The following is a 25,994-nucleotide window of genomic DNA, read 5'->3' on the forward strand; positions in this document are numbered from 1 at the left end:
GCTCAGGGTTACGGAGTGACTCCGTCGCACCCTGTCATAGAATACGCTCGTGCCCCTCTTGGGGTGGTGTCTGCAACGGGAGTGAAATACCACCCTCTCTTACTGGCCACTACTCATGCACGAAACCGAAGAAAAGACGCTGAACAGCCTCGTACCACTCGGTCTAATTCATGCGTTTCAGAGTTGGTTTCGCGGGTTTCAGGGCCAGCGGGTCGGAGACCCGCGGCCCTGTCCGAAGTGCGGTGAAACCACGGTCTGGAAGAACGGCTACCGAACGGATCGGCTCTTCGCCATCCTCATCACCGAGGATGGCTTCGACGAGATCACTGTCGAGATTCAGCGGTATCAGTGCTCCGAGTGCAGACATTCCTACGATGGCGATATCGGGGAGCTGTTCTACGAGGACTGTGAATACGCCAAACCAGTCGTTGATCTCTGCCTGTTCCATGCGGCGAAGAATCCGTTCCACGCGTGCGAACGGATTCTTCAGAATCAGTACGGTCTCCAGGTTGACCGCGATACGATCCAACGCTATGCCGAGCTGTTCGGCGACGAAGTCGCCGAGCAGCACAGCGTCACGATTGCCGGCTGCATCCTCTCGATGAACTTCCTCTCGCTGTTGTTCGGTGTCAGCACCGTTGACGAACTCAAAACCGAGTTCGCCGACGAACTCGCTGCCGAGGACATCGACGGTCTCGTCGGGGTCGCCGACGAGACCTATCCGGCGAAGAAGGGCGCAAAGAAAGACCTCTACGAGGAAAATATGCGCCGGAAACAGGAGGGAGAAAACCCGAAGAAGTGGCCGGAAGGTTCACTGTCGGATGTTCCTATCTGACTCAGCTGGGTTGTTTCGCCGGACTCCAGTGTCGGAACACCGCCTTCGCGCGAGCGCTGGCGCTCGCGCTCGTCTTCCCGCTCTTGGGTGTGGATTATTGGCTCACCGACGACAACGACTGCTACAACGACATCTTGCCGGATCGGGTGAAGTGTCTCGTCCACAAGCTCCGGACACGCGCTCGCAGCGACGAGCGCGTGTCCGAACTGCACGAGGCGGGCGAGTTAGAGGAGTTGCGGGAGTATCTCGAAGACGAGTACGAGACTGCGTACGAGGAGATAGTGGCGACACTCCGTGAGGAGCACCCATCGTTCTGGGACGAGGACGAAGAAGAGTTCAATGGGCCAGTGAGTACGAATGCAATCGAAGGGGGGAACTGGCGGCTGAAATACGGCCTTGGAGTCCCGTACGCGCGGTGCCATGCGGCACGCGCGCGTACATCGTTGTTGGCGCTGCGTGAATCGATGTCGACGTTCACAAACGGCGAGCCGGCGGAGAGCTTCGCTCACCGCCACGGCTCATTTAGCTTTGAGCAGGTGTTGGGTGAGTCCTCGACACAGCCGCTACCGCCCCGGAAAGAAGATCACGTAACTCAGGCGGCGTAAGAATCGGAAGGAGGAAGCAGCGGGTAAGGCTCTGCGTTTCACCCGAGTACTCCTCAGCACCTGAGCGTCTAGCATAAATAGTTATGTGAGTTGCGCACATACCTACGGACTGGGTATGACCGACGCAAACGTCGCCCTCCTCGTTCGACTCCAAGCACAGTCCGGCAAAGAATCCGATGTCGAGGAATTCCTCCGTTCGGCACTGCCGATGGCCGAGGAAGAACCGGACACCACCACGTGGTTCGCGCTCCGCATGGACGATTCGACGTTCGGCATCTTCGACACCTTTCCGGATGAATCCGGTCGGGAAGCGCATCTCTCGGGCGAAATCGCTGCTGCCTTGGAGGAAAACGCGGACGAGCTGTTCGCAGAACCGCCGGAGATAGAAGAAGTCGACGTACTGGAGGCCAAACTCCCCTAACATCTGAAATTGGACAGACAGAAGCAGCAAAGACGAATCTCACATCTCGTTCACGAACGCCGGACGTGGCGATGGACCCTTTCGCGCTACCGCGCCGTTAGTGGCGACCTTCCTCGAACTCCTCGATGATTTTATCACAGAAGGCGGGGATGTCGTCGGGCTTGCGGCTGGTCACCAGTCCCTCGTCGACGACGACTTCCTCGTTGACCCACTCGCCGCCCGCGTTGCGGATGTCGGTCTGTAAACTGGGGAAGGAAGTCAGCGTCCGACCCTCGACCACGTCGGCCTCGACCAGCGTCCACGGGCCGTGGCAGATGACTCCTGCGGGCTTTTCTGCCTCGATGAACTCCCTGACGAAATCCACTGCGTCGCCGTCCGCGCGGAGTTGGTCCGCTCCGACGGAGCCACCCGGAACGACGAGCGCATCGTAATCGTCGGGGGAGACCTCGGGGAAGGTTTTCTCCACCTCGAACGTGTCACCTGGGTCGAGGTCGATGATGCGATAGACGGCGTCGCCGCTCCACTCGCAGTGGTCGCTGGAACACATCGCGCTTGCGTACGCGCCGTTCTCGTTGTTCAGATGGACACTCAGGAGATCGAGACGCTCGCTGCAGAGCGGACACTCTGCCGGAACCTGTACATACCGATAGCCCGTCGCGACGGTGATGTCGTCCTGGTCCACTTCGACGCCGTGGCGCTCCCCGAGTCGGTCACGGACTGCTACGCGAAGATCGTCCAGGAGTGCATGGCGCATTTCCTCATCGACGCCGTTAACGGTGATCGTCAGCCGATACGCTGTCGTCTGGTCTACATCGTCCATTCTGGTCACCTCTGGGGGCACGTTCGGTCGCGCCCGCGCCCCTCTCGGGCGCTCAAAAACCACCAGTCGCACCTAGTGTTAACCAACGCTAGTAGTGAAACGGTCTCTTGTTGGTTAATTCAACCAACACCCTTTCGACCGTCACGACAGACTTGCGTGTTCGTCGGACCCCCGCTCGGGGAGTGAGTCCCAATCTTTAAGACGAATCGAGGAAATACAATATGATGACGATGGCTCAGAGTACCCTCGGTCGCATCTGGAATCGGCTCGTTGACCGGTACGATCAGGATGATGAGGCGGATTGCTGCGGGCCCACTATCGAAGAAGCCCAATCTGACTCCGCAGCGTCCGAGTCGGAACCCTGCTGCGAATAAACCAAACCGTACAATTCCAATATGTCTGAAACAGAGTCACCGCCGGAGGATGCCCAGGATGCACTTGAACGGCTGTACGATGATCCAGCAGCCCGGATTGCCGCCTTGCAGGATGTTCGGCCATCTGACCACGATGTCGCCGGTCAGGAGGCTGTCTTCAAGGCCCTCGGCAATGAAGATCGGCTCCGCGTTCTCGAGGCGCTGCGCGACTCGGAGTGCTGTGGCTGTGAATTACAGGTCGTCCTCGATGCCCCGCAATCAACGGTCGCCACGCATCTCCGGAAGTTGAAAGAGGCAGGCCTGGTGAAATCGCGGAAGAAGGGGAAGTGGAGCTACTACCGTATCGCCGATACCGCGGTCTTCGAACTACTCGACCTCGCCCACGCAATCCAGGAGGACGCCTGAGATGCTTCCACCAGGTCTTGGCGAGGCGCTGCTCGATTCCTGGGACTACTTCCTCCACCTCGCCGTCATTCTCGTCCCGCTATTCATCGGGGCATCGTTCCTCGTGGGCCTCGCCCAAGAGTACCTCCCACCGGAGAAAGTCGAGCGCAAGCTCCGCGGCCACGATGAGGGAACCGGCAACGTCGCTGCCGCTGGATTAGGAGCTGTCACGCCGTTCTGCTCGTGTTCGACGGTTCCCGTCCTCGCCGGATTACTGCAGGCAGGGGCACCGCTCGGGCTGGCGTTTTCGTTCCTGCTCGCATCGCCGCTCGTCAACGAAATCGCTATTCTCCTGCTTATCGGCCTCTTCGGAATTGAAGTCACTATCTACTACGTCCTCATCACGTTCGTTGCCGCTGTCATCGGTGGCATCGTCATCGGACGACTCGGATTGGCCGAGCACGTCAAAGATGTCCGTGTCGTCGAAGAGACGAATCAGGCCGTCGCAACGGACGGTGGGACGGCTGACTGCTGTGCAGGTAGTCCAGTTACGGCGAACCAGACGCACAGACAGCACGTCGAGACGGCCGCACGTGAAGCGTGGTTGTTCTTCGTCGATACGCTCCCGTACCTGATTCTCGGGATGACGCTCGGGGCACTGATTCACGGTGTCGTTCCCGTCGACGTTCTCCACACCGTCCTTGGTTCGGAGAATCCGCTGGCCGTGCCGCTGGCGGCGGTGGCCGGTGCACCGGTCTATATCAGCCTCAGCGGGATGCTTCCCATTGCGGCGTCCCTGAGCGAACAGGGGATTGCTATTGGGACCGTCCTCGCGTTCGTCGTCGGTGGCGCGGGCGTGAGCATCCCGAACCTGATTCTGCTGAATAAGCTCTTCGAGCGCCGGCTGTTGTTCGTCTACGCTGGTACCGTCGTCACGATTGGGATCGTCGTTGGTGTCGTATTCAACGTCTTCATCGTCTGAATCCCCGCTTTCAAATGCAGTACTCAGGCGTTCTTTCGCCCTCGAACAACACCGTGACGTCGTCGATATCGTTACCCTGACGACACTCTTCATTGGTAGAAACAGTCTCGTATGGTATTCGCAGCCGTCTGTTGTCGTTATTCGACGGCGACGACTGCGTCAACGGTGACTGCGGCACCGCCCAGGAGTTCACAGACGCCGACCGTTGTCCGCGCGGGATACGTCTCCTCGAAGTACTGCTCGTACGTCTCGTTCACCTGCTCGTACGCGTCCATATCCGCGAGGTAGAGCGTAACCTGAAGGACGTTCTCAACGGTCCGCCCATGCTGGGCGAGGACGGATTCGAGGTTCTCCAGGCAAAGTTCCAGCTGCCTCGACGCAGAGTCATCGCCTGCCACCGTTCCATCCCGTTCCGGGAGCTGCCCCTCGACGAAGAGGAGATCCGAATCACCGGTTCGCTGGCCGAATGCGCCCGTAAAATCGGTTCCGTCGCGTTGTTTGCGAGTGGTGCCACTTGCACGCGAGACGACACGGGTCCGGGTGGTTGATTCGCTCGCCATGTGTTAGTTGTCTCGTTGTTCAACTAACTTAGTTCGACCGGTGTTCAATCAAACGCCCAAATATGGTTATCTGGCGCTCTTCGTTCGGGTCTGCTCGCTCGTAATCGAAACCACTAATTGAGTCGTCTCTCAACTAGGTGCTAATGGCACAAGCCACAGATCGATTACGACGCTATCTCGACGACGAACTCGGGGAGTGTCGCAGCGAGGACGTCGAACGTCGGCTCGACGAACTCGGCACGCTCGAAGTAGCACTTGGGGCAGCGCAGGTAAACGCCGAACTCGATGTCCTCTCGGCACTCGCCAACGAGACCCGCTATACGCTCGTCCGTGTTCTCGTCGCGGCCCAGGAGGAACTCTGTGTCTGTGAGTTGCACGCGGTCGTCGACGTGAGTGAGAGCGGGCTCAGCCATGCTCTCTCGGCGCTGGTCGACGCGGGCCTCGTCGACGGGCGGAAGGATGGCCGCTGGAAGAAGTACCGGGCGACCAACCGCGCAGTCGCCCTCGTCACCGTCCTCGAAGGGAGCGTGAGCGATGAGTAACGTCGACGCCCACGAGCACGGACCGAACTGCGACTGTGAGAGCTGTGGCGACCCGCGGTCGATGGACTTCCTCGACAAGTACCTCACCGTCTGGATCTTCGGCGCGATGGCCATTGGCGTCGGACTCGGCTATGTCGCGCCGTCGGTAACCCAACCGATTCAGAATCTCCACCTCGTGGGAATCGGCCTCGTTGTGATGATGTACCCACCGCTGGCGAAGGCGGACTACTCACAGCTCACGACCGTATTCAGCAATTGGCGGGTGCTCGGGCTGAGTCTCATCCAGAACTGGCTCATCGGCCCGACGCTGATGTTCACGCTCGCAGTCGTCTTCTTCAGCGGGCTCGTTCCCGGCCTGCCGGCTCGCCCCGAATTCTTCCTTGGACTCATCTTCATCGGGATGGCTCGATGTATCGCGATGGTGCTCGTCTGGAACGAACTCGCCGAGGGTTCGACCGAATACGTAACCGGGTTGGTCGCGTTCAACAGCCTGTTCCAGATCATCACCTATGGGGTGTACGTCTGGTTCTTCGCGCTGTTCCTGCCCCCACTACTGGGCATGGAGACACTCGTCGCCGGGATTACCACTTTCGACATCACGCCGATGCAAGTGTTCGAGGCAATCGTCGTCTTCCTCGGGATTCCCTTCGCCGCAGGCTTTCTCACCCGCTATGTCGGGACACGGACCAAGGGCGAGGAGTGGTACGACGAGGTGTTCGTACCGAAGATCGACCCCCTGACGCTTGTCGCGCTGCTGTTCACCATCATCGTGATGTTCGCCACGCAGGGCGAGAACATCATCGCTGCGCCCGCGGACGTCCTGTTGATTGCGGTGCCGCTGACGATCTACTTCGTGGTGATGTTCTTCGTGAGCTTCGGCATGGGCCGGGGCATCGGTGCGGACTACTCGACGACGACAGCGATTGGCTTCACGGCTGCCTCGAACAATTTCGAGCTGGCGATCGCGGTCGCGGTGGCAGTGTTCGGCGTCGGCTCCGGTGTTGCCTTCGCGACCGTCATCGGTCCGCTCATCGAGGTGCCGGTGTTACTCGCGCTGGTCAACGTCGCGCTCTACTTCCAGCGGAAATTCGACTGGGCTGACTCCGGGACTGGAAGTTCCGGCCCATCCGCTCCTGAACCGACCACGAACGACGACTAATGACCACACACGCCAATGTCCACGAATACTGATTCGGCTGAACCGATTCGTATCGCCTTCATGTGCGTTCAAAACGCTGGTCGCTCCCAGATGTCCACGGCGTTCGCAGAGCGCGAACGCGACCGCCGTGGTCTCGACGACCGCGTCGAAATCCTCACCGGCGGGACGCATCCGGCCGACCACGTCCACGAGGAAGTAATCGATGTGATGGACGAGGCAGGGTTCGACCTCTCCGATCGAACGCCGCGCGAAATCACGATCGAGGAACTCCAATCGTGTGAGTACGTCGCGACGATGGGGTGCTCGACCCTTGATGTTGGAGAGGTCGGAAGTGACGTCGACGTGCGCGATTGGGCGCTCGACGATCCCGATGGAGAAGATATGGAGCGAGTGCGCGAGATTCGCGATGAGATCGAACAGCGGGTAATCGCACTGTTTGACGAATTCAGCGACGCTACATAAGACGGTAATATGCCGATTTTCGGTCGGTTCGGCTATAGAGTGGTCAACACCAGTATTTCACCCCCGCTGTATCAGAGCACGTGGATTACGCGATTGCTCTCCGGCGGCGTAGGTCTCCGACAGCAGTACACGCTGACTATTGGGCGGTGAGTCGTTCGTAGAACGTTCTCGGGTCGACAATGTCGATCCCTTGGAAGGAGTCGAGATCGAGCAGATGCCGATCGCCAGAGACGAGATAGTCCACGTGACCCGCTACGGCGGCCTCGAGGAATTTGTCATCATCGGGGTCATCGTCAACCGCTGTGATATCCTCGTCTGGGTCGACGAACTCCGCGTAATACCGGATTGGCGCTCTACTCGAGTTCCACGACCTCTCCACGCCCATTGTCGAGAATTTGCCGCACCTCGGCCAAGCGTTCCTGACCTTCCCCGTGGAGCCTTGTCCCTTCATCGAGGTCACACTCGTCCGCATCGAGCTGCTCAATGATTTCTTTGACACGGGCCAGCCGGTCGTGGATCTCTTGGTCGTTTGCCACGCTTAGATCACCCCCAACCAAAGCCCAGTGATGGCCAACAACAGCAACAGCAGCACAGCGATTGCGGCCTTGTAGTAGACCGGCGGGAGGCCCTCGGGTGCGGCCGCCTCGTCGACTGCTTCGGCAAGCTCCCGTTCATGTTTATGCTCTTGCTGGAAGGTTTCGTACGCGGCGTCGAGTTGCTGTGCCAGTGGCTTGACCTCGCCCGCGAAGAACTCCTCGCGGGAATTCACGATATACTCGCCAGCGGCCGTCGGCGTGATCGTCGCTACATCCGCGATCTGATCGGCGATTAACCGGTCGTCAGTATGCCCGATCGCCGTGACGATCGGGGTGTTCGCGGTAAAGATCGCTTCCGCGACCCGCTCGGTGTTGAACGCCTGGAGGTTCGAATCACTCCCGCCGCCACGGCCGACGATGATCGAGTCGACCTCCTCGGAGCGGTCCAGATGGTGGATGCCGTTCGCGATGGATGTGGGCGCCTCCGACCCTTGGACGGTGGCGTCCTTCACCAGGATGTCGACGGTAGGGTCCTGTTCGTGGATCGCGTTCTGGATGTCATAGCGGGCATCGCCACGGAGGGAGGTTACGACCCCAACCCGCTCTGGAAACGCCGGCGGGCGCTGTTTCTGCTCGTCGTCGAACCAGCCACGCTCTTCTAGTTCGCTGCGCAACCGCTCGACAGCAGCTGCTTGGTCGCCGTCGCCGACGACGATCACTTCCCACGGCTTGAGGTCGATTTTCCCGCCCTCTGTCCAGTAGTCGATATCGCCCTCGAGGATGACCTCGGTCCCGTCCTCGAGGTCAGCGTCCATCTTCTGATAGCGGTTCGCCCAGAGCATACAGGGAAGCTCGGCGTCGCCGTCAGTCAGGGTGAAATAGAGCGCGGTACTGTTCTGATGGAGATCCGTGACCTCGCCAATACAGCGGACGCCGTTGAGGGCAGGTGTGTCCTGGACGACCGATGCAATTCGGTCGTTCAGCTCTTGGACTGAAAGAACATTCCCGGACAGGACATCATCTACCTCCCGTTCGGCATCAGCCATCGCACTAACTTAAGACGGGGAGAGAAGATTCAAAAATGTGCCCCCCAGTGCCAGTGTACCCTGACAACTGTTCTGTGTTGAATTACTCCAGTAACCCGAGGTCAGTGAGCCGGTTTTCGATCACTATAAGCGCTTGTTCAGCATCGTCAAGCTGTTTTCCGCCCGTGATGACGAGCTTTCCACTGCCGAAGAGGAGTGCGACGACATCCGGGTCGTCAAGTCGGTAGACGAGCCCCGGGAACTGCTCTGGTTCGTATTCGATATGTTCGAGACCTAGGCCGATCGCAATCGCATTCAAATTGAGTGTGTGGTCGAGGTCCCCACTTGAGACAATATTCTGGATTTCGATATCTGGGGAGGTAGCGACATCGACACCCAATTCACGGAGCTCGCCGAAGACGTATTCCAACGCAGTCGTCACATCGTCGACGCTTTTTGCACCCGTGCAGACGACTTTCCCCGAGCGGAAAATGAGCGCTGCGGCTTTGGGATCATGCATCCGATACACGACTCCAGGGAAGTTATCGGGATCGTAGTCGGTGGCTCCTAAATCCTCAGAAAGCGTTTCCAGATCGAGTTCTTGACCGATATCGGACGACGCGACCACATTCTCGACTTGAATTGATTCGGCTGTGACGCTCATAGGAGTACCTTCCAGTCACAACCTCCTTAAAACGGGGGAGTGACTTCGAGCGTCGGTGTGGTACCTTCCGAATTAGAGGTCGCGGGGCTGGACCGTCTTCCGGTCGTTGGCCTCAGCACGCTTTGCGGCGTCGTCGAGCAGTTCGGCGACCTCTTCGTCGAGGGCATCGTAGAAATCTGCCGAGACGTTCTGGTCCGAGAGTGCGTCCTTCACGGCTGCTTTGACGATTAGGTCAGACATTCCATCGCGGACTTCTCTTGTCCACCATATAAAGGTTCGAAGTTCCCACGCGGAGTTCTTGCCCAGTCACGCCGAATCCGCCTCTGAGTACCAGAGAGAACATATGCCACCCCTCAAAAATAGGGAACAGGCAGATGCACGATCTAACTGGGTTCCAGCGGGATATCTTGTACGTAACCACCGGGCTCGAGGAACCACATGGCCTCGCAATCAAGGACGAACTCGACGACTATTACGAACAGGAAATCAATCATGGGCGGCTCTATCCAAACCTCGACGACCTCGTTGACAAAGGCCTCCTGAAGAAAGGTGAACTCGACAAGCGGACGAACGTGTACACGGTCACGCAACGCGGAGTGCGGGAGATCGAGGCGCGACGTGAGTGGGAAAGCCAGTATTTAGAGGACGTGAACGCACCAACTACGTCGTAGAATCACTATAAAAGCGGGACTGCTTTACCCGCTTCCCACGAATACCCAGTAAGATGGCTCGGCTCGTCTTCTATCACCACCCACAGGCCGAGAATTTCTCACTCAAATATAGCTCGGCATCGGTAGCGGAAATCCGGTCTCAGCGGGAGCAATCCGACGAGTCGACAAAGCTCATCGGGTACCCCTTCGAAACACCGGTCTATGTGCTCTACGAAGGCGATTCAGAGATCGAATCAGCCTATGACATCGACTTCGACCAGGAATGGTTGAGCGACCGTATTCGTGACCTTCCTCGTGCTGGGCAAGTTGTCGCATTCCGATTAGTGGAATTGCTCGAGGCAGCTGTCGATGTTCGAGATGAGGATGAGTTTCGGCTCTACAAGGAGTTCGAACCGCAAAAAATCCAACAGGCACTCGATCACGTGTCCTGGGGAGCCCCACTTCCGACCGTCGCTGGAGAGGTGATGTCGAATTTGATCCTTCGACATTCCCTCCCGAATGCGAATCATCGAACTGGCATCGCGATGCTGCAGTTCTGTATTGAGAGTGTGGACCCGGATTTTGAGATGCCACGAACACACGTCGACGACGATACCTGGCGAGAGTGGGTCAATCCCTACATCGTCGATTCCAAGCGGCTCATCACGGTCCGCCGGAATAACCTCCGTTTCAAGCAACTCGAAGACTTGGACGTCGACGTCGTTGAACGGAAAGACGGGATCCAAATCCGATTAGCCGAATTCGAGCTGGATATGCACTGGCGAGAAGCCCTCTCAGAATACGCTGAGCAACATGAATCCCACTGTACGGACTTCGGACAGGCAGTTCTCGAACGAGCAGAACGGGACGATCTACTCGACCGTCAAGGACCAACGAAACAAGAGTTCATCACGTATCTGGAAGACGGACTCGTCGAACGGGACTTCAGAGAAATGTTCTGATCAGTCGCGAAGCTCAGCGACCGAGTGACCGACCTCGCGAACGTGTTCACTTCGCTCAAGGTCGAGTTCTTCGGCGAGATAGTCAACCGTCTCTTCGAGGCTCATATCGGAAAGAAGCCGGCCGAGCGGTATAAACCTAGTGTTGAATGCTTCAGCACAGGCTGATTGTTGTCAATCCAGCTTCTACCAAATCGACATCTTCGAGAACTTCAGTAGCGACATCAACCAACTCGCCAGCTTCAATATGCGAATACTGTTCCCGACCATCTCCTCTGAATTGTCGAGATATCGGGCAGCCACAGTGTACCCAAATGCCCTGACGAGGACCTCTTCCATTCCCCCGCCGACAGCCGTGTGGTGAGAGGTAGTCGGCTCTGTTGAAACCCTTCTACACTGACATCCAGAGAGGCGTTCTTCTGACCGTTCACAAGCAAAGCGGCCGGAACTCGCGTCTATATGCAATCGCAAGACGGTAAGAGGGTTTCAACAAGGCCAGGTAGTCGTGTTTCGGATAGTCGATGTCGATCTCGGCAGCCTCTGAGAGTCGCTGGGGAATCGACCGTGCACTGTCCGTCGTGATCGACGGCGGCCGAATGTCCTCATCGGAGGCTCACTCACGAGACGCACCCCTGCGGTCATCCGCGTCGCTGAGAACGCGATTGAATTATGCGTCGATCTTCGACTGATGTACTGTCTCTAGATGGTTACGTCCCTCAATCTCCGTCTGCTGGGGCCTCAGTGGTGACCTTGTTGAGGTCAACTCTAGAGTCCGTGAGAGTCGTCTCACGCCACGTCCCGCGTCGATACCATGCGAAGGCGATGATTGCCCCCGCGACGTTCGAGATGGCGAACGACAGCCAGATGCCGGGTTCTCCGAGCGGTCCGGCAGCGACCCACGCAATCGGGAAGCGGATGACACCGAGCATCAGCACGGAGATGGCTGCGGCTGTGAGCGTCTTTCCAGCACCCCGGAAGCTGCACTGTTACCATCAGCTGTCCGTACCACCTGTCGGGGGATTCGTACAATACTTCCCGGACGAACGGTAGATTGGCCTCGTCCGCGTCACTGAGCACCTGCTCAAGGTGGCACTCGATCTGTGCGGAGTGGACAGATGCCGAGTCAGCCATTGGTATCAGTCATCACCTGCTGTTGCTTCAACACTTGTTTCGTCGATGTCGACTTTTGATTCGGTCAGGTCGCTCCTGCGCCACGTGCCGCGCTGGTACCACGCGTAGGCGATGATTGCTCCGGCGATGTTCGAGACCGCGAACGACAGCCAGACACCCGTTTCTCCGAGCGGGCCTGCGGTGATCCACGCGACCGGGAAGCGAATGACACCGAGCGTCAGCACGGAGATCGCCGCCGCAGTGAGCGTTTTCCCAGCCCCCCGGAAACTGCCTGTGTACGCCCGCATAATGCCCATAAACCCGAACGTCAGTGCGACGTACCGAATGAACTCCGCTCCGATCTCAATTACCTGGCCGGCGTTCGCCTGGTCTGCACCGACGAACACCGAGACGATGGGTTCAGGGAACAGGAAGGCAGCGATTCCCGCGACCGTGAGGAGCCCGAAGAGAACTTTCGCCGCCAGCCCCGCCGCCTGCGCGGCTCGGTCCGGTTTGTCGGCCCCGATGTTCTGGCCGGTCATCGTTTCGACACCGCGGGCGACGGCGAGGGCGGGGAGGAAGGCAACTGAGAAGACACGCGTGCCGATGCCGTACGCGGCGACGACTGTGTCCGGAAACATCGCAACGATGACCAGCAGGAGGTTCATCGACAACGCTCGGCCAGTCCCTTCGATGGACGCGGGGAGGCCGATGCGAACGAGCCGGCGGAGATACGAGAGGTCCGGGACCATATCTCGGAGGTGGATCTGGACGCCTCGGTTACCGCGGAACATGATCGCCAGGCCGACGACCAGTGCGAGCGCACGCGAGAACACGGTGGCGATGGCCGCGCCCTGAATACCGAGTTCCGGGAACGCGATAGTCCCGACGAGCGGCGCGTTCTCGACGACTGTCCACCCGAAGATCAGGAACGGGTCGATGATGATATTGAGTACGACCGACCCAAACATGACGAGCATCGGGGTGATAGTGTCGCCATATCCGCGCATGAGTGCGACGAAGACGGCAAACCCGAACATGAACACGAGCCCGAGCGAAATGACTTCCATGTAACTCGTCGCCAGCGGCAACACGTCTTGCGACGCGCCCATCAGGCCAAGGAACGTGTCGACACCGAAGTACCCGATACTGCCGAGGAGGATCGAGGCGATGACGGCGTACGTCACGGTTTGGGAGGCGGCGTACTCGGCTTCGCGTTCCTCGTTCGCGCCGGTAAACTGTGCGACGAGGACGCTGCCGGCGACTGAAATCCCCATTCCGAGCGAGATGAGCAAGAACACCATCGGGAACGCGAAGCTGATCGCGGCGAGCGCGTCCGTACTGTACTGGCCGAGCCAGAACGTGTCGGCGAGGTTGTACGCGGTCTGGAAGAGGTTCGTGACGACGATAGGCATAGACAGGAAGAACAGTGGCTTCCCGATGCCGCCCGACGTGAGGTCGAATTCTTCGGGGCCTTTGAAGAGTGAACTGAGACGGCGTAACAGCGCCATTACTGTGCGACCTCCGCTTGCTCGTCGGCGAGCAGCTGTCGTTCGATGTATCTGGTCATCGTGTCGTAGAGTTGGTCAGAGGAGTGGTTGATGGCGACGTGGCGAGTGTGTGCGCCGGTGATCGTCGTTGCGAGGTATTCTGCATCGTGGACTGGATTGATGTTATCGTCGAATTCGCCGGTGTCCACGCCAGCTGCGAGTATTTCTCGTAACTGTTCGATCAGGAACTCGTCGAAGTCGGTGAGGCGTTCCTGGAGAGTCGAATTGTACGGGGCTTGTGCTGTCAGTTCGAGCATCGCGGTTCGGAATGCTCTCAGCGACGAGTCGGCGTCGGTCGTGAGTAAAACCTGGAGGAGCGCTTCAAGCTGTTCACGCGGCGTGTCACCGTCGCGTGAGTTCACGCGGTCGGTGAACCGCTCGTACAGTTCGTCGAGGAAGGCAACGAACAACTGGTCTTTGGAATCGTAGTGATAGTGGATCGATCCCTTGCTCGTGTCTGCTTCAGTAGCGATATCCTGGAGTGTGAGGTTTGCGTAGCCGTGCTCACAGAGGGCACGATACGTCGCATCCAGGATTTCGGTGGCTGGGTCGTCCGCCATTTGGTCGATAACATACTTACTAACTAGTTAGTCAAAAGGGTTTGGAAGGATGATCCGGACGAGGGAACACCGGATTTACGGCCTGCATTCAGTATACAGCCGATATTCAGAACCTCTGGGACTAATGAGGCGGTCAAAACAGTTATCTGACGCAGGACTAATATTGGACCAATGGCTGAACCGCCGGAACGGACTTCTTCGGATTCTAACGAGGAGATCATGCGTGCGACCTATCGCGTACTTCAAGAACACGGTTACGCTGACCTCACAATCAAGCGGATCGCTGACGAGTACGGCAAATCGACCGCTGCTGTTCATTACCACTACGACACGAAAGACGATCTGCTCGTCGCATTCCTCGACTATATCCTCGAACGGTTCGTCAATACGATCCACGAGGTCGAAACGACCGATCCCGAGCAGCGACTGAATCTCTTACTCGATAAATTACTCGTCGCTCCAGAGGACCATCACGACCTGTTGATCGCCGTCCTAGAGATGCGGAGTCAAGCACCGTACAAGGAAGCATTCGGAAAGCGATTCCAACAGAACGACGAATACGTCCGGTACATGCTCAAGACTGTGATGGACCACGGCATCCAGGAAGATGTATTCCACGACGTCGACACCGAACATACAGCACGCGCACTCATGACTATCGTTGACGGCGCTCGTGCTCGGGCAGTCGTACTTGACGAAACGGATACGCTTGCAGCGGCCAGACAAACCGCAGACGAATATGTGAACGCCGTCCTCAAACCCGAGATAGACGAGAACAAACAGAACTAGTACAGATTGTCGCACCGGTCACAGGGCCCAACGAACGCTTCTCACCCCGAACTCCAACGAGGTCAGGACAACACGGAGATATCGAATCACGCCCGGAAGAATGACCACCGTGAGCATTTTTCGGACTCCGTAGAAACTGCTTGTATCGGGCAGCGCAATTCTGATAGCCCCGAATGCCAGTACAAGAGACGCCCAACGTATTGGTGGATATTTCTGTTGGTACGCCGTACAAGACGTACGGATAGTCGAGGTCACAGTTGGTTGGATAGAAGATTTTGCGACGACGATCTTCGTCCTCTCGACGATGCTCTCGATGGGGTTGGAGTTGACCATCGACCAACTAGTGGACTCTCTCAAGAAGCGGCGACTCATGGCGAAATCCTTAGTTCTCAACCTTGTCGCCGTTCCGTTGCTCGCATATCTGCTTGTCCTCGCTCTTCCTCTGGAAACCGGATACACGGCCGGGGGATTCTACTCATAGCGGCAGCCTCCGGAGCACCGTTTGGTCCAAAGCTCGCCGAAATTTCTGAGAGCGACATCGCATTTGCGGTAGTCTCATGGCTGTTCTCGGATTCGTCTCAGTCGTGACGATTCCCACAACAGTCGCACTGCTCATGCCCGGCAACGTGGCTGCAGACGCGCTCGGCATCGCCTGGCTCGTGTTTGCTGTCCAACTCGCCCCGCTTGCCGTTGGGCTCGCAGTCGATGTCCGCTTTGGGTCTCTCACTAACCGTCTGTATTCGCCGATGCAGCGCCTCTCGAATTACTCGTGTTCGCTTTTCTGATCGTCTTGTTGCTCGTTGTGTACATCGACGAAATGGTTCTCCTCGTCGGAACTGGGACCTTACTAATCTCAGTCGTCCTCGTTGCTACGGCGTTACTACTTGTATATATTTTCGGAGGGCCGACACGGGATACACGGGAGGTGCTTTCGACCACGACCGCCGCTCGAAACGCGGCAATTGCGTTGTTCATCGCTACGACGAGTTTTACTGACCTGGACGTCCTGACCGTGGTCCTCGCCTTCTCGTTCATCGGCGTCGTCGCTTCGGGCCTGATCGCGGGAGTGTGGAGACGGCGCGCTCTAGGATGACGAACGCATCCGCGTGGTGTGCTTACATCAAGGTGAGACTGACTAGCAGAATTTGCTCTGTTGAAACCCTATTTGATCGACACTCTCTCCGCTGAAACAGCCGTCCGTTAGAACTGCTTACTCATCGGATGGCTTTTTCCATCACGAGAAACTCAAAGTCATAGTTCTCCTGCGAGACTGTCTCGGCGTCCTTATATCCACGTTGTCGATACATCTCCGGGAGATATGGATGCTCTTCCGGAGTGATCAGCCAGATCGTATCGTACCCACAGTGTCGGACCTGTTCCTCTACGTAGTCCAGCAGCTGTCTTCCGACGCCCTTTCCTTTCCAGTTTTCGTGTACGGCGAGTCGGCTGAGTTCCACACGGTCTGAATCAGTCTCTTCGAGGCAGACACCGCCAATTACATCGCCGCCTTTCTTAGCAATGTAGACTGTCTTCTGTCGAATCAAGTCAGCTACCTTCCTCTCCGATGCAGACTCCGCTTCGTTGGGGAGTCCTAACCGGCGATTTTCCTGATATGCGCTCTGGTATACCTCCGTAAGTTGCTCGGCAACGGTCAATGTCGCTTGTTGAATGTGCGGTTCACTCATTTGTGATGACTATCAATCTTATAAGACGTGATAACGTTGCATCCTGCACTGACCGTTGAGGATTCCAATCCAATCTCCGTCAGAGGGTTTTGACAAAGCCAGATTACCACGTTTGGCTACAACGGAGACCGGCGTACGAATTATTCGTCTGCCGGTACTGCTTCGCCGTCTTCCAGTTGCCATTCGAGTTCGACTTCGAACTCTGCCTCGTCGTCGGTAGTTTCGTACTCGACTTCCAGTTCGAATCGCTCCGGTACCGCCACCGTGAAACCGTTCTCTCCTTCGATGTCGATCGTCCCGTTCTCGACACCAGCAGCGACTTCTCGCAGAATCTCTGCGCCGTCTGCACGATTCATCATCCGCTCACCTTCACGTTCCGTCTCGTCGTCTGCCGATTCTGCTTCGGACTCGGATTCTTGTTCGCCGTCTGCCATACTGGGCTTACGATGGCTGCCAATAAAATATATCGGGCCACATTCCTGACCGGGTTGATCGACGGTACGCACCACGTCCGTCAAGACGAGACCGAGGAGATCCGTTACGAGACTGAACGCGAGTTCTGCTACTAACTCTGATTACCGAGACCCCATCGCCGACTCTCGGTAAAGTCAGAGCCAGAACGCATCTTATAGACATCAACGAAGCAGCGCATATAGCGACTTCCACAGCGGAAGCTGTGCCGCTCCGTCGGTTCTGTGCGTCGTTCGATTCGGTCAGTTGCCGCCGCCACCCGGTACCGGGCCTCGTTCGTGAGACGTGATCTTCCAGACGGCTCTGGATGTAACAGTGGCGATTGCGATCTCCAGCCCGCCGGCGGCGACAAACGCCGGTAGATACCCGTATAGCTCCGTGACGGTCCCACCGATGATGAACCCGCTCAGCATCCCGAGGCTTCCAAACACGTTGAAGCCACCCATCGCAGCGCCCCGTTCTGTCGCCGGCACGATGTCGGTGACGAGGGCCATCGTCGTCGGAGAGACCAACGCGCCGCAGATACCGACAAGAACCATCAGTCCCGCCGCAATCCCGTACGTAGGAGCGAGGACGACAGCGATGATTGTGACCCCGTACAGCACCGATCCGACGACAACGGGGACGAAGCGACCAATCCGATCAGAAAGCGAGCCGACCGGATACTGCAACACTGCGAACGGTACGAAGAACAACGCCAGTGTGATCCCCGCCTGTGCGGCGTCAACGCCGAACGCTTCTCTGAAGTAAGCGACACCGGTCAGCGCGAAGAACCCCGCAGTTAACCGGTCAATGTAGCCGAACGCGAACGGGACGAGTAACGTCGGGCGTGTTCGCACGCGGTCAACGACCGTACCCACGGGAAGCCCGCCACCGGAACCCCGGTCGGGAACCGTCGCAGCGAGGACAGCTGCACCAGCGAGGAGCGCTGCACCGCCGTACAGGGGCGCGAGCGGGTCGACGCTCGTCAGTTGCCCGCCGACGACCGAGCCGAGCGCCGCACCGAGTCCGATAGCCGTCCCGGCCGCGCCCATATTTCGGCCGTGACCGCCCGAGAGATCCATCAGCATCGTGATCGACAGCGAGAACGCACCGATCGTGAACGCACCGCCAATGACGCGCACTAGTAGTACGACGCCGAACCCGAACCCGAGGGTGGGTGCGGACGCGACTACCAGATAACTTGCTGCCCCGCCCACAGCGCCAAGTACGATAAGTGGGGACCGTGTGCCGAGTGAATCACTCACGATACCCCACAAGACAGCACAGACGACGAACGCGGCGAACTCGGCGATCAGGAACCACGTCCCCGCGAGAATGCTCTCACTGCCTCCAAGCACCGAGACGATCTCGTCAAGTCCCGGATAGAGAAAGACCTGTGAAACGAGGACACTCCACACGACGAGCGCAAGTCTGGATCGGTCACTCATGGGATAAATTCCTCGCAGCGGCTGCGGTCCGATTGTTGGTATCGCTCTCGCGGATTCGGCTACACCGGTACGGGGAGCCACTCTCAGACGGGAAGTAGCGAATGAGACGAGCGAACACCGAAGGGCCCTGATTACTCGGTGTCGACTAACGACCCGAACAGTTCTTCGGCGTCCGCTGGCACGTCGAAGTCGTGGAAGTGCTCGCCTTTCTCTTTTGTGAGAATGTTGAGCGCGGCTGCTGCACCGTCACCTGCCGAGATGACCGCCTGCCACTCCTCGGCGCGTACCATCGCGCCCGTCGCGTACGCGTCTTCAACCGACGTTTCCATCGTCACGTCCACATCGACGACGTCCTCGTCAGTGAACGAGCAGCCCAAGCCGTCCGCTAGATCGCGGTTCGCCCCCGTCGCTAACACGACGTAGTCTGCAGTGTACTCAGTATCGCGTGTGGCGACGCGGAACCCATCGTCGGTCGGCGAAAGCGATGTGACCTTGGTGTCTTGGTGTCGGGTGACGTCGAAATCATCAACCTGGTCGCGGAGCGTAGTCATGTAGTTCGTTCCGTCGATCGACCCGATGCCAGGGTAATTGAACAGGTGGGCCTTGTGCATCCACGTCTCGTCGGTGTCGAAAACAGTCGTTTCGAGACCGTTCTTCGCCGTGAATAGCGCGGTACTGAGACCAGCCGGACCACCACCGATAACAAGTACGTCTGCCATAGTAGCTAATTATTCAGTCAGTGCGAAAAACCTTCTCAATCCCATCGACACACGACCGTAAGCAGGGTCGTTTCGGGGGTTTATCTCTGAGCGTGTCCCATCGACGGTCTGGCAATTGGTGCGAAAAAGAGACGGACTAACCAAACCGTTAACTCTCGCAGTCTCCGAGTCCGCACATGGATCTCTCTATCGTCGACCTGTCCCCCGTCCCCGACGACGGCACCGCTAGTGATGCGTATGCGAACACCGTCGAGGCTGCCCAGCAGGCCGAACAGCTCGGGTACTCCCGGTTCTGGGTGGCCGAACACCACGGCATGGCGGACTCCATCGCCGGGACGACGCCCGAGGTGCTGCTTGGACACCTTGCCGCGGAAACAGACTCGATTCGACTGGGGTCGGGAGCGGTGCTGCTCAACCACTACAGCCCGTTCAAGGTCGCCGAACAGTTTGGCGTCCTCGATGCACTCGCTCCGGGACGTATCGACGCAGGCCTCGGACGCGCGAACGGGTCGCCCGCCGCCGACCGCGCCCTCGGAACCGACCGACACGTACAGAATCCCGATACGGACCACGCGGAGAAGATCGAAGCCGTCGTCAATCACCTCTACGACGACTATCTCGACGAACATCCGTACAGTGACCTGCAGATCCCACGTTCCGAGGCGGGAACTCCGGATCCATGGGTGCTCGGGTCCAGTCCTTCGAGCGCGGCGATCGCTGCTAAACTCGGGCTCCCGTTCTGCTTCGCAGCGTTCATCCGACCACAGCTCGCCACTCAATCATTCGAGGCGTACCGCCAACAGTTCCAGCCGTCTGTACTGTCGGGTGGCGTCGACGAACCAGCGGGGATGATTGCGGTGAATGCGGTCTGTGCCGAGACTGACGACGAGGCAGCACGGCTCCGGGCCGTCGCCGAGGCGTCGTACAAGCGGATGCAACGCGGCGTCGTCGGAACGAGACCCTCCATCGATGAAGCCATCGACGAACTCGGTCGCGTTCCCGAACCGACCCCCGCAACACTCGATACTGGTGAATGGCCACGAGCGATTTCCGGCAGTCCGGAGACGCTCGCGTCGCTTCTCGAACAACTTGCAGACCGTGTCGGCGTCGATGAAATGATGATTCAGCACATCCATGCAACCCACGACGACGCACTCCGGTCGCACGAACTGATAGCCGAGGGCATCGGACTCACGTAGAACTGAGATATCTCTCAGGACAAAGGTAGAGGTATTATGATTTTCAGATCAATCCACCGTAAAGTTCACACCTTTACCGGACCATCCGAGAGCACGAAAATTTGGGGCGGGTATTCGACGCCGAGACGAAGCGGTCAGTCTTCTTTCTCAAAGTATTGATAAGCCGGTTCAAGGGAATCAGACCGCTGCTTGGTGCCACCGTGCCAACCGAACAACAGTTCGCGCATATTTAGTTCTCGGATGGTAGGGAAGCGGCGCTGCTCGGTCTGTGCGTAGTTCACTAAGGTAAATAGTAACACGCCGCCGATCGTGTTTCCGAGAAGAATCGGAAGCCAGAATTCGGACACGACAGTACCCGATGCTGATCCAGTGACGAACAGAAAGAAGAGCACCTCACACGCTGCAGTAATGACGTGATAGAGTTCGGCAGCAGCGATCAGATAGAAGATGAAATAGATAATAATGAAACGAGAGATCGTATCGCGCGCCGCATGGTTGAGCCAGACGACGCCAGCGACTAGCCACCCCGCGAAAATCGACCGATTAAAGACCGCCCACCAGTCCTTCTCAAGTCCTTCACTGGTAAATGCGAGACCAGCCTGAACTGCGTCAGGCGAGAGCACCTGTCCGTTTGCAAGGACGTATGCCCCGAGCGCGGCACCGACCACGTTGCCGAGTAGCACGATACTCCAGACGCGGAGCAACATCGGGAAACTGGCGATACGAGAAAGGACCAGCGCGACAGGCGGCAGCGTGTTCTCAGTATACAGTTGATAGCCGCCTATAATTATGTAGATGAAGCCGACTGGGTACAGAATCGCACTCAGAAGGGAGTTCTCAGGGAATGCTGCCACACCGACTGCATGGCCGAGGAACGTCAGGACGATGGCAAATCCGGCCGTCAATCCGCTGAAAAATAGCTGTTGTTTGCGGGTGTCGATCTCTTCTTCAGCACTTGCGAGCACGCGAACGAAGATTTCCTCCGTTGAGAAGCGGTCGCCGATCGCCCACCCAACTGCAGGTGCTCCCGATGGGGCGTGATCCATTGATTCACGGAACTCGGACTCCGAATCTTCCTGTTCAGGGTCACTCACAATTACTCACTCTCGTTGGTTAGAAGGACTACTGAGAGCATAAAAGGGAGTCAAGGACGACGGTATCGAGACTGTTGTGTGGGAAACAGCACGGCACTCGGGCCGATAAGGCCATCACAAACAATGATGGCGTCCGTCACCGATGATTTAGTCTCGCTCGATGACTCCAAGAACCTTGCCGGCTGCGATTGTCTGGCCCATATCGCGGATAGCGAAGCTGCCTAACTCGGAGATTTCGCTCGATGGTTCGATGCTGAGGGGCTTCTGTGGTCGGATCGTGACGACTGCAGCATCGCCGGATTTGATAAAGTCAGGTTCCTCTTCGGCAACTTCGCCGGACGAGGGATCGATCTTCTGGTCGATGGATTCGATGGTGCCGGCGACCTGCGCCGTGTGTGCGTGGAGAACCGGCGTGTATCCGGCAGTAATCACGCTTGGGTGCTGCATAACGACGATCTGTGCCTGGAAGGTCTCGGCGACCGTTGGCGGGTCGTCAGCGGGACCGACGACGTCGCCTCGGCGGATGTCGTCCTTGCCGATACCGCGAACGTTGAACCCGACGTTGTCACCGGGATCGGCCTTCGGAACTTCTTCGTGGTGCATCTCGATGGTCTTCACTTCGCCACTGACATCCGATGGCTGGAACGAGACATTGTCGCCGATGTTGAGGACGCCCGTCTCGACGCGGCCGACCGGGACCGTCCCGATGCCGTCGATTGTGTAGACATCCTGGATCGGCAGTCGAAGGGACGCATCCGACGGCGGTTCCGGTTCAGGTAAGTCGTTCAGCGCCTCCAGCAGCGTCTCACCGCCGTACCAGTCCGTGTTTTCGGAGGTATCGGCAACGTTGTCACCCTCGAAGGCGGATACGGGGATGAACGAGGCATCGTCGGTGTCGAACTGAACTTGCTGTAGCAACTGGGTTACCTCCTCGACGACCTCCTTGTACTTCGCTTCCTCGTAGTCGACGAGGTCCATCTTGTTGACAGCGACAATAAGTTCGTCAATTCCCAGGGTACGGGCCAAGAAGACGTGTTCCTGGGTCTGGGGCGCGACGCCATCGTCAGCAGCGACGACGAGAACAGCGTGATCAGCCTGGGACGCGCCCGTGATCATATTCTTGACGAAGTCTCGGTGTCCCGGTGTATCGACGATGGTAAAGTCGTACGCCTCCGTCGAGAACTCCTGGTGGGCGATGTCTATCGTGACACCGCGCTCACGCTCTTCGGCGAGGTTGTCCATGACGTAGGCGAACTCGAAGCCGCCCTTGCCTTTCTCCTCAGCCTCCTCGCGGTGCTGTTCGATGACGTGCTCGGGAACGCCCCCTGTCTCATAGAGAAGTCTCCCCACGAGTGTGCTCTTGCCGTGGTCGACGTGGCCGATGATAGCCAGGTTCTGGTGGGGTTTGTCAGTACTCACTGTATCTCTCACTACGAATTTAGAAGTTAAAAGCTACCAAGTTAGAAGTACGGTAGGAACTACCAGATATGGAAGTGTTGGAGCATACTCGCACTGTTTGGGTACGGGAATGTAGACTCGATTTCTCACAACATACATTACTACTGAAATCGTAGTAATGCTATGAGCAAATCTGACCGGGCGGAAACGCAACATAACCATAGGATGAGTACGGTTTTTTCCTTGCTTGGGAAGGCTCATACGCTGGCGATCCTCAAGGAATTCGTCTTGGACGACGATGAACCGATTCGGTTTGGCGAACTCGAAGATGAGCTCGATATCTCCCCGAATACGCTGTCTCGGCGGCTTGGTGAACTCGTCGAAGCTGGATTCTTGGAACGCACACAATACGACGAGATCCCTCCCCGCGTGGAATACGAGATGACACAGATGTTAAACGACCTCGAACCGATGTTCCGAGAACTGGATGAGTGGATGGATCGCTACTGCTCAGACTAAAGTGAGTATCTTGAGTCCGAGGGTGTGTCGCCCGCTGTATCCGGTTTAGGTTCGTTCGGAAACACGAACCGTATCCGGGGTCACGCTCACCTGGCAGCCGTTATAGTGAAATACAACTGTACTCTCGGGTAAGATGTTCCCATCGAACAGGCCATCAAGGTGTTCTGGATCAATGGCCTCGTATAGCAGTTCAAGGTTCGTTCCGGACGTGTTTGTAACGGAGGCGACAGCCCGGACGACAGCCTGGCTGTGTGATTCATCCGCCCGGATTTCGTAGACGTAAGCATCATTATGTGGCGGTCCGGAGATGTCGTTCCCGTTCTCGTCGGGGGGATGGTCAGTCATTGCGTATTGGAGGTGTTTGTTCTGTCTTTCACCGGGAATCCATTACTACGGGACAGAAAGTGAAAAGCTACCACGTTAGAAGTGCGGTAGGAACTACCAGATATGGAAGTGTTGAGGTGTACTCACACAGCTTGGGTAGTGGTGTGAGGGTTTCACTCTCGGAGTCGAACTTCGATCTCATCTGGCCCAGTAACAGCTATTCCTTCATCCCTCGCAGTGATCGTATACTGACTGTCGGAGATTCGCTCTCGGATCACGTTGAGTACCTCTGTGCCTGGAAGGACGACCTCGAACCAGGACAGTCCTCTGCCGCCGACTGGCTTTGATCGGTGATTCCACGTGTTCGCTCCGATGTGGTGGTGATATCCACCCGCCGAGACGAAGGATGCGGCGGGCACGGTCGTCTGCACCTCGAATCCGAGCGTATCCACGTAGAAGTCCCTGAACGCGTCGAGCGAAGAGACCTCGAGGTGGACGTGCCCGACGTCCGTTCCCGACGGGGCCTGACTACCACCTGTGGCAGCAGCTTCGATACTGGCGAGGTCGAGCGACTCGGTGCTGATCCGAACACGACCGTCGTCGGCGATTGGCCAGTCCTCACGGGGGTAGTCCCGGTAGATCTCAATACCGTTCCCTTCCGGGTCAGTGAGATACAGCGCCTCGCTGACCCAGTGATCGGAGGCACCACCGAGTTGCCACTGGTCCCGTATCCGAGCCAGTGCGTCACCGAGAGCCGCACGCGAAGGTACTCTGAACGCGTTGTGATACAGCCCGGCCGCTGATCGGTGACGCTGGAGGGTATCTTCAGTTCCCTCCAGAACGAGGAGTGGTGTGTCGTCAACCCCGAGAACCGAGGTCGTATCGGCTGTACGGAGCACACTGAGGCCAACGACATCTCGGTAGAACCCGGTCATCTCCTCGAGGTCACCGACGCGAAGTGCGGTCCGGCCGACACGTGTCCCCTGCGGAAGCGTGTCTGAATTTGCTGGCGTCGATTGCGTGGTCATTCTTGTGTGTCTAAAGGCCGATGTTGAGAGCGTACGGCCATGCGGTGCCACTGAGTGCAGCGACGACGAGCGCAGCACCGAAGAGCGTCGCGTTCTTCAGGAAATCCGTCATCTCTGACTGGCGCTGTTCGGGATCGTCGACCGTCCAGAAGTCGTGCATCACCGGCGTCACCACGAGGAAGAACAGCGCAATCGCTGCTGCCCCGAGAAGTGGGTAGACTCCGAGTGCGATGGCAAGTCCGCCCACGATGAGCATGAGGCCGGACACGATGACGGCCAGTCGTGGGGCGGGCACGCCCTTGGCGTCGGCGTAGCCACTCATCCCATCGAGCCCCGTGAAGTGACTCAGGCCCATGAACCCGAGCAGGATACCGAAGACGAGGCGGCCGACCAGAAAGGCGAGACCACCAGCTGCAGTTTCCAGCGCCATTAGTCTGCCATCTCCGGTTGGCCACCGGTCATCTGGACGATCTGCCCCCTCACACCCTGGTTCGAGAGCAGGTGGAGTACTTCGTCGACGATAGCTTCGGGGGCCGTCCACTCCGAGAAGTCGGCGTCGGGCATCGCCTCGCGGTTCCCCGGTACGTCGATGAGGAATGGAGCGACGGCGTTGACACGGGCATCGAGGTCAACATCGAGTGACTCGGTCAGCGTCCGGACCGCGCCCTTACCGACGTCGTACGCGAGCGTGCCACCAATGGGGTCGATTGCGCGGTCGGAGCTGAACAAGACGACACCGCTCTGCTCACTGAGGTAATCCGCGAAGGCCTTGACAGTCAGGAACGCGGTCGTTGCGTGGAGATTCAGTGCAGCCTGGAATGCTTCACCGTCGGTATCGCTGACGCTGCCCATCGAGAACCCGCCGGCGAGGCCGACGATATGATCGACCGACCCGTGTTCGTCGGCGACAGTCTCAGCGAAGGCTTCGGCTGCCGCCTGATCAGTCAGATCGACCTGGTGGTACGACACCGCGTCAGCGTACTCAGCGCTCTCCTCGACAGCTTCTTTCTCGGTTTCGGTGACGTAGGTGCCGACCACGTCGGCGCCGCTGTCAACGAGTGCATCCGTCACGTACGGTCCCATATTGCCGGTGGCTCCGGTCACGAGCACCGTCGAATTTTGTAGTTCCATTACAATACC

The 25,994-nt window shown here is 58.0% G+C and carries 35 protein-coding genes and 2 pseudogenes; 16 read left to right on the top strand and 21 right to left on the bottom strand.

What is annotated here, in order from left to right:
• Positions 1-115 precede the first annotated feature (115 nt).
• From EYW42_RS16545 to EYW42_RS16555, 3 genes are all read left to right on the top strand, one after another.
• Positions 116-835, top strand: a complete 720-nt coding sequence (locus tag EYW42_RS16545) for a transposase family protein (protein ID WP_135536517.1) — start codon at positions 116-118, stop codon at positions 833-835.
• On the top strand, positions 799-1,440 hold the full coding sequence (locus EYW42_RS16550; RefSeq protein ID WP_135536519.1) for a hypothetical protein: 642 nt from the start codon (positions 799-801) through the stop codon (positions 1,438-1,440). The genes EYW42_RS16545 and EYW42_RS16550 overlap by 37 nt, the downstream gene beginning before the upstream one ends.
• Positions 1,441-1,555: 115 nt before the next feature.
• Positions 1,556-1,861 carry a putative quinol monooxygenase gene (locus tag EYW42_RS16555; protein WP_004054295.1) on the top strand — a complete coding sequence of 102 codons (306 nt, stop codon included), beginning with the start codon at positions 1,556-1,558 and terminating at the stop codon, positions 1,859-1,861.
• 97 nt (positions 1,862-1,958) lie between these two features.
• Here the strand turns inward: EYW42_RS16555 and EYW42_RS20190 are convergent, their stop codons facing one another.
• The gene (locus EYW42_RS20190) at positions 1,959-2,681 is read right to left on the bottom strand and encodes a type 1 glutamine amidotransferase domain-containing protein (protein ID WP_135536520.1); all 723 of its coding nucleotides are present in this window, start codon (positions 2,679-2,681) and stop codon (positions 1,959-1,961) included.
• 395 nt (positions 2,682-3,076) lie between these two features.
• Here EYW42_RS20190 and EYW42_RS16565 point away from each other — a divergent pair, with 395 nt between their 5' ends.
• Positions 3,077-3,460, top strand: coding sequence for an ArsR/SmtB family transcription factor (locus EYW42_RS16565; RefSeq protein ID WP_135536523.1), 384 nt, complete (start codon positions 3,077-3,079; stop codon positions 3,458-3,460).
• Between the two features lies 1 nt (position 3,461).
• Positions 3,462-4,421: a permease gene (locus EYW42_RS16570; RefSeq protein WP_135536525.1), complete on the top strand. Its 960-nt coding sequence runs from the start codon at positions 3,462-3,464 to the stop codon at positions 4,419-4,421.
• 137 nt (positions 4,422-4,558) lie between these two features.
• Here EYW42_RS16570 and EYW42_RS16575 read toward each other — a convergent pair whose 3' ends face one another.
• Positions 4,559-4,981 carry a RidA family protein gene (locus EYW42_RS16575; protein WP_135536527.1) on the bottom strand — a complete coding sequence of 141 codons (423 nt, stop codon included), beginning with the start codon at positions 4,979-4,981 and terminating at the stop codon, positions 4,559-4,561.
• Positions 4,982-5,124: 143 nt separating this feature from the next.
• On the opposite strand from EYW42_RS16575, the gene EYW42_RS16580 reads away from it, so the two are divergent.
• The 3 genes from EYW42_RS16580 to EYW42_RS16590 are packed head-to-tail and all read left to right on the top strand — an operon-like array spanning position 5,125 to position 7,144.
• The gene (locus tag EYW42_RS16580) at positions 5,125-5,523 is read left to right on the top strand and encodes an ArsR/SmtB family transcription factor (protein ID WP_135536529.1); all 399 of its coding nucleotides are present in this window, start codon (positions 5,125-5,127) and stop codon (positions 5,521-5,523) included.
• Complete coding sequence (gene arsB / locus EYW42_RS16585) at positions 5,516-6,682, top strand: ACR3 family arsenite efflux transporter (RefSeq protein WP_135536531.1); 1,167 nt, start codon at positions 5,516-5,518, stop codon at positions 6,680-6,682. Before EYW42_RS16580 ends, arsB begins: the two co-directional genes overlap by 8 nt.
• A 15-nt stretch (positions 6,683-6,697) precedes the next feature.
• A complete protein-coding gene (locus EYW42_RS16590) occupies positions 6,698-7,144 on the top strand; it encodes a low molecular weight phosphatase family protein (protein WP_135536533.1) in 447 nt (148 codons plus the stop codon).
• Positions 7,145-7,280: 136 nt separating this feature from the next.
• Here EYW42_RS16590 and EYW42_RS16595 read toward each other — a convergent pair whose 3' ends face one another.
• The 5 genes from EYW42_RS16595 to EYW42_RS16615 form a co-directional block, all read right to left on the bottom strand.
• Positions 7,281-7,529 carry a PIN domain-containing protein gene (locus EYW42_RS16595; RefSeq protein WP_237561361.1) on the bottom strand — a complete coding sequence of 83 codons (249 nt, stop codon included), beginning with the start codon at positions 7,527-7,529 and terminating at the stop codon, positions 7,281-7,283.
• On the bottom strand, positions 7,498-7,680 hold the full coding sequence (locus EYW42_RS16600) for an exodeoxyribonuclease VII small subunit (protein ID WP_135536535.1): 183 nt from the start codon (positions 7,678-7,680) through the stop codon (positions 7,498-7,500). Before EYW42_RS16600 ends, EYW42_RS16595 begins: the two co-directional genes overlap by 32 nt.
• A 2-nt stretch (positions 7,681-7,682) precedes the next feature.
• Positions 7,683-8,726 (bottom strand): exodeoxyribonuclease VII large subunit, encoded by a 1,044-nt coding sequence (xseA, locus tag EYW42_RS16605; RefSeq protein WP_135536537.1) that lies wholly within the window; start codon positions 8,724-8,726, stop codon positions 7,683-7,685.
• Positions 8,727-8,808: 82 nt separating this feature from the next.
• Positions 8,809-9,369 carry a TATA-box-binding protein gene (locus tag EYW42_RS16610; protein ID WP_135536539.1) on the bottom strand — a complete coding sequence of 187 codons (561 nt, stop codon included), beginning with the start codon at positions 9,367-9,369 and terminating at the stop codon, positions 8,809-8,811.
• A gap of 72 nt (positions 9,370-9,441) precedes the next feature.
• Complete coding sequence (locus EYW42_RS16615; RefSeq protein WP_135536541.1) at positions 9,442-9,609, bottom strand: DUF1931 domain-containing protein; 168 nt, start codon at positions 9,607-9,609, stop codon at positions 9,442-9,444.
• A 134-nt stretch (positions 9,610-9,743) separates the two neighbouring features.
• On the opposite strand from EYW42_RS16615, the gene EYW42_RS16620 reads away from it, so the two are divergent.
• Both EYW42_RS16620 and EYW42_RS16625 read left to right on the top strand, forming a co-directional pair.
• Positions 9,744-10,040, top strand: coding sequence for a PadR family transcriptional regulator (locus EYW42_RS16620; protein WP_135536543.1), 297 nt, complete (start codon positions 9,744-9,746; stop codon positions 10,038-10,040).
• A 53-nt stretch (positions 10,041-10,093) separates the two neighbouring features.
• On the top strand, positions 10,094-10,981 hold the full coding sequence (locus EYW42_RS16625; protein WP_135536545.1) for a hypothetical protein: 888 nt from the start codon (positions 10,094-10,096) through the stop codon (positions 10,979-10,981).
• 151 nt (positions 10,982-11,132) lie between these two features.
• On the opposite strand, the pseudogene EYW42_RS20195 reads toward EYW42_RS16625, so the two are convergent.
• The 4 genes and pseudogenes from EYW42_RS20195 to EYW42_RS16645 form a co-directional block, all read right to left on the bottom strand.
• Positions 11,133-11,320: pseudogene (locus tag EYW42_RS20195) on the bottom strand (hypothetical protein); the annotation flags it as partial.
• A gap of 374 nt (positions 11,321-11,694) precedes the next feature.
• Positions 11,695-11,958, bottom strand: a pseudogene (locus EYW42_RS16635) (MATE family efflux transporter); the annotation flags it as partial.
• A 156-nt stretch (positions 11,959-12,114) separates the two neighbouring features.
• A complete protein-coding gene (locus EYW42_RS16640) occupies positions 12,115-13,599 on the bottom strand; it encodes an MATE family efflux transporter (protein WP_135536547.1) in 1,485 nt (494 codons plus the stop codon).
• Complete coding sequence (locus EYW42_RS16645; RefSeq protein WP_135536549.1) at positions 13,599-14,198, bottom strand: TetR/AcrR family transcriptional regulator; 600 nt, start codon at positions 14,196-14,198, stop codon at positions 13,599-13,601. Before EYW42_RS16645 ends, EYW42_RS16640 begins: the two co-directional genes overlap by 1 nt.
• Positions 14,199-14,369: 171 nt before the next feature.
• Here EYW42_RS16645 and EYW42_RS16650 point away from each other — a divergent pair, with 171 nt between their 5' ends.
• The 4 genes from EYW42_RS16650 to EYW42_RS19965 all read left to right on the top strand — a co-directional run bounded on the left by EYW42_RS16650 (position 14,370) and on the right by EYW42_RS19965 (position 16,080).
• A complete protein-coding gene (locus tag EYW42_RS16650; RefSeq protein WP_135536551.1) occupies positions 14,370-14,987 on the top strand; it encodes a TetR/AcrR family transcriptional regulator in 618 nt (205 codons plus the stop codon).
• A gap of 286 nt (positions 14,988-15,273) precedes the next feature.
• On the top strand, positions 15,274-15,468 hold the full coding sequence (locus EYW42_RS20600) for a hypothetical protein (protein WP_375137135.1): 195 nt from the start codon (positions 15,274-15,276) through the stop codon (positions 15,466-15,468).
• A 103-nt stretch (positions 15,469-15,571) separates the two neighbouring features.
• The gene (locus EYW42_RS19960; RefSeq protein WP_202613944.1) at positions 15,572-15,772 is read left to right on the top strand and encodes a hypothetical protein; all 201 of its coding nucleotides are present in this window, start codon (positions 15,572-15,574) and stop codon (positions 15,770-15,772) included.
• A 32-nt stretch (positions 15,773-15,804) separates the two neighbouring features.
• Positions 15,805-16,080 (top strand): hypothetical protein, encoded by a 276-nt coding sequence (locus EYW42_RS19965; RefSeq protein WP_202613945.1) that lies wholly within the window; start codon positions 15,805-15,807, stop codon positions 16,078-16,080.
• A 121-nt stretch (positions 16,081-16,201) separates the two neighbouring features.
• Here the strand turns inward: EYW42_RS19965 and EYW42_RS16660 are convergent, their stop codons facing one another.
• The 4 genes from EYW42_RS16660 to EYW42_RS16675 all read right to left on the bottom strand — a co-directional run bounded on the left by EYW42_RS16660 (position 16,202) and on the right by EYW42_RS16675 (position 19,292).
• Positions 16,202-16,672: a GNAT family N-acetyltransferase gene (locus EYW42_RS16660; RefSeq protein WP_202613946.1), complete on the bottom strand. Its 471-nt coding sequence runs from the start codon at positions 16,670-16,672 to the stop codon at positions 16,202-16,204.
• A 140-nt stretch (positions 16,673-16,812) separates the two neighbouring features.
• Positions 16,813-17,106, bottom strand: coding sequence for an amphi-Trp domain-containing protein (locus tag EYW42_RS16665; protein ID WP_135536553.1), 294 nt, complete (start codon positions 17,104-17,106; stop codon positions 16,813-16,815).
• A 279-nt stretch (positions 17,107-17,385) separates the two neighbouring features.
• Positions 17,386-18,573 (bottom strand): MFS transporter, encoded by a 1,188-nt coding sequence (locus EYW42_RS16670; RefSeq protein WP_135536556.1) that lies wholly within the window; start codon positions 18,571-18,573, stop codon positions 17,386-17,388.
• A gap of 131 nt (positions 18,574-18,704) precedes the next feature.
• Positions 18,705-19,292 carry an NAD(P)/FAD-dependent oxidoreductase gene (locus EYW42_RS16675; RefSeq protein ID WP_135536558.1) on the bottom strand — a complete coding sequence of 196 codons (588 nt, stop codon included), beginning with the start codon at positions 19,290-19,292 and terminating at the stop codon, positions 18,705-18,707.
• Between the two features lie 176 nt (positions 19,293-19,468).
• Here EYW42_RS16675 and EYW42_RS16680 point away from each other — a divergent pair, with 176 nt between their 5' ends.
• A complete protein-coding gene (locus EYW42_RS16680; protein ID WP_135536560.1) occupies positions 19,469-20,491 on the top strand; it encodes an LLM class flavin-dependent oxidoreductase in 1,023 nt (340 codons plus the stop codon).
• A gap of 134 nt (positions 20,492-20,625) precedes the next feature.
• On the opposite strand, the gene EYW42_RS16685 is transcribed toward EYW42_RS16680, so the two are convergent.
• A complete protein-coding gene (locus EYW42_RS16685; protein WP_006667280.1) occupies positions 20,626-21,537 on the bottom strand; it encodes a formate/nitrite transporter family protein in 912 nt (303 codons plus the stop codon).
• A gap of 195 nt (positions 21,538-21,732) precedes the next feature.
• Complete coding sequence (gene tuf / locus EYW42_RS16690; RefSeq protein WP_135536562.1) at positions 21,733-23,004, bottom strand: translation elongation factor EF-1 subunit alpha; 1,272 nt, start codon at positions 23,002-23,004, stop codon at positions 21,733-21,735.
• A gap of 162 nt (positions 23,005-23,166) precedes the next feature.
• Between tuf and EYW42_RS16695 the strand changes: the two genes are divergently transcribed.
• Entirely contained in the window at positions 23,167-23,502 is a 336-nt protein-coding gene (locus tag EYW42_RS16695; protein WP_202613947.1) for a winged helix-turn-helix transcriptional regulator, read from the top strand.
• Between the two features lie 45 nt (positions 23,503-23,547).
• Here EYW42_RS16695 and EYW42_RS16700 read toward each other — a convergent pair whose 3' ends face one another.
• From EYW42_RS16700 to EYW42_RS16715, 4 genes are all read right to left on the bottom strand, one after another.
• Positions 23,548-23,847 carry a HalOD1 output domain-containing protein gene (locus tag EYW42_RS16700; RefSeq protein ID WP_135536563.1) on the bottom strand — a complete coding sequence of 100 codons (300 nt, stop codon included), beginning with the start codon at positions 23,845-23,847 and terminating at the stop codon, positions 23,548-23,550.
• Positions 23,848-23,999: 152 nt separating this feature from the next.
• Positions 24,000-24,854 carry a VOC family protein gene (locus tag EYW42_RS16705; protein WP_135536565.1) on the bottom strand — a complete coding sequence of 285 codons (855 nt, stop codon included), beginning with the start codon at positions 24,852-24,854 and terminating at the stop codon, positions 24,000-24,002.
• A 10-nt stretch (positions 24,855-24,864) separates the two neighbouring features.
• Entirely contained in the window at positions 24,865-25,284 is a 420-nt protein-coding gene (locus EYW42_RS16710) for a DoxX family protein (protein ID WP_135536567.1), read from the bottom strand.
• Positions 25,284-25,985 (bottom strand): SDR family NAD(P)-dependent oxidoreductase, encoded by a 702-nt coding sequence (locus EYW42_RS16715; RefSeq protein ID WP_006667271.1) that lies wholly within the window; start codon positions 25,983-25,985, stop codon positions 25,284-25,286. The genes EYW42_RS16710 and EYW42_RS16715 overlap by 1 nt, the downstream gene beginning before the upstream one ends.
• Positions 25,986-25,994: the final 9 nt, after the last annotated feature.

This window comes from Halostella pelagica (assembly GCF_004762015.1).
Taxonomy (GTDB): domain Archaea; phylum Halobacteriota; class Halobacteria; order Halobacteriales; family Natronoarchaeaceae; genus Halostella; species Halostella pelagica.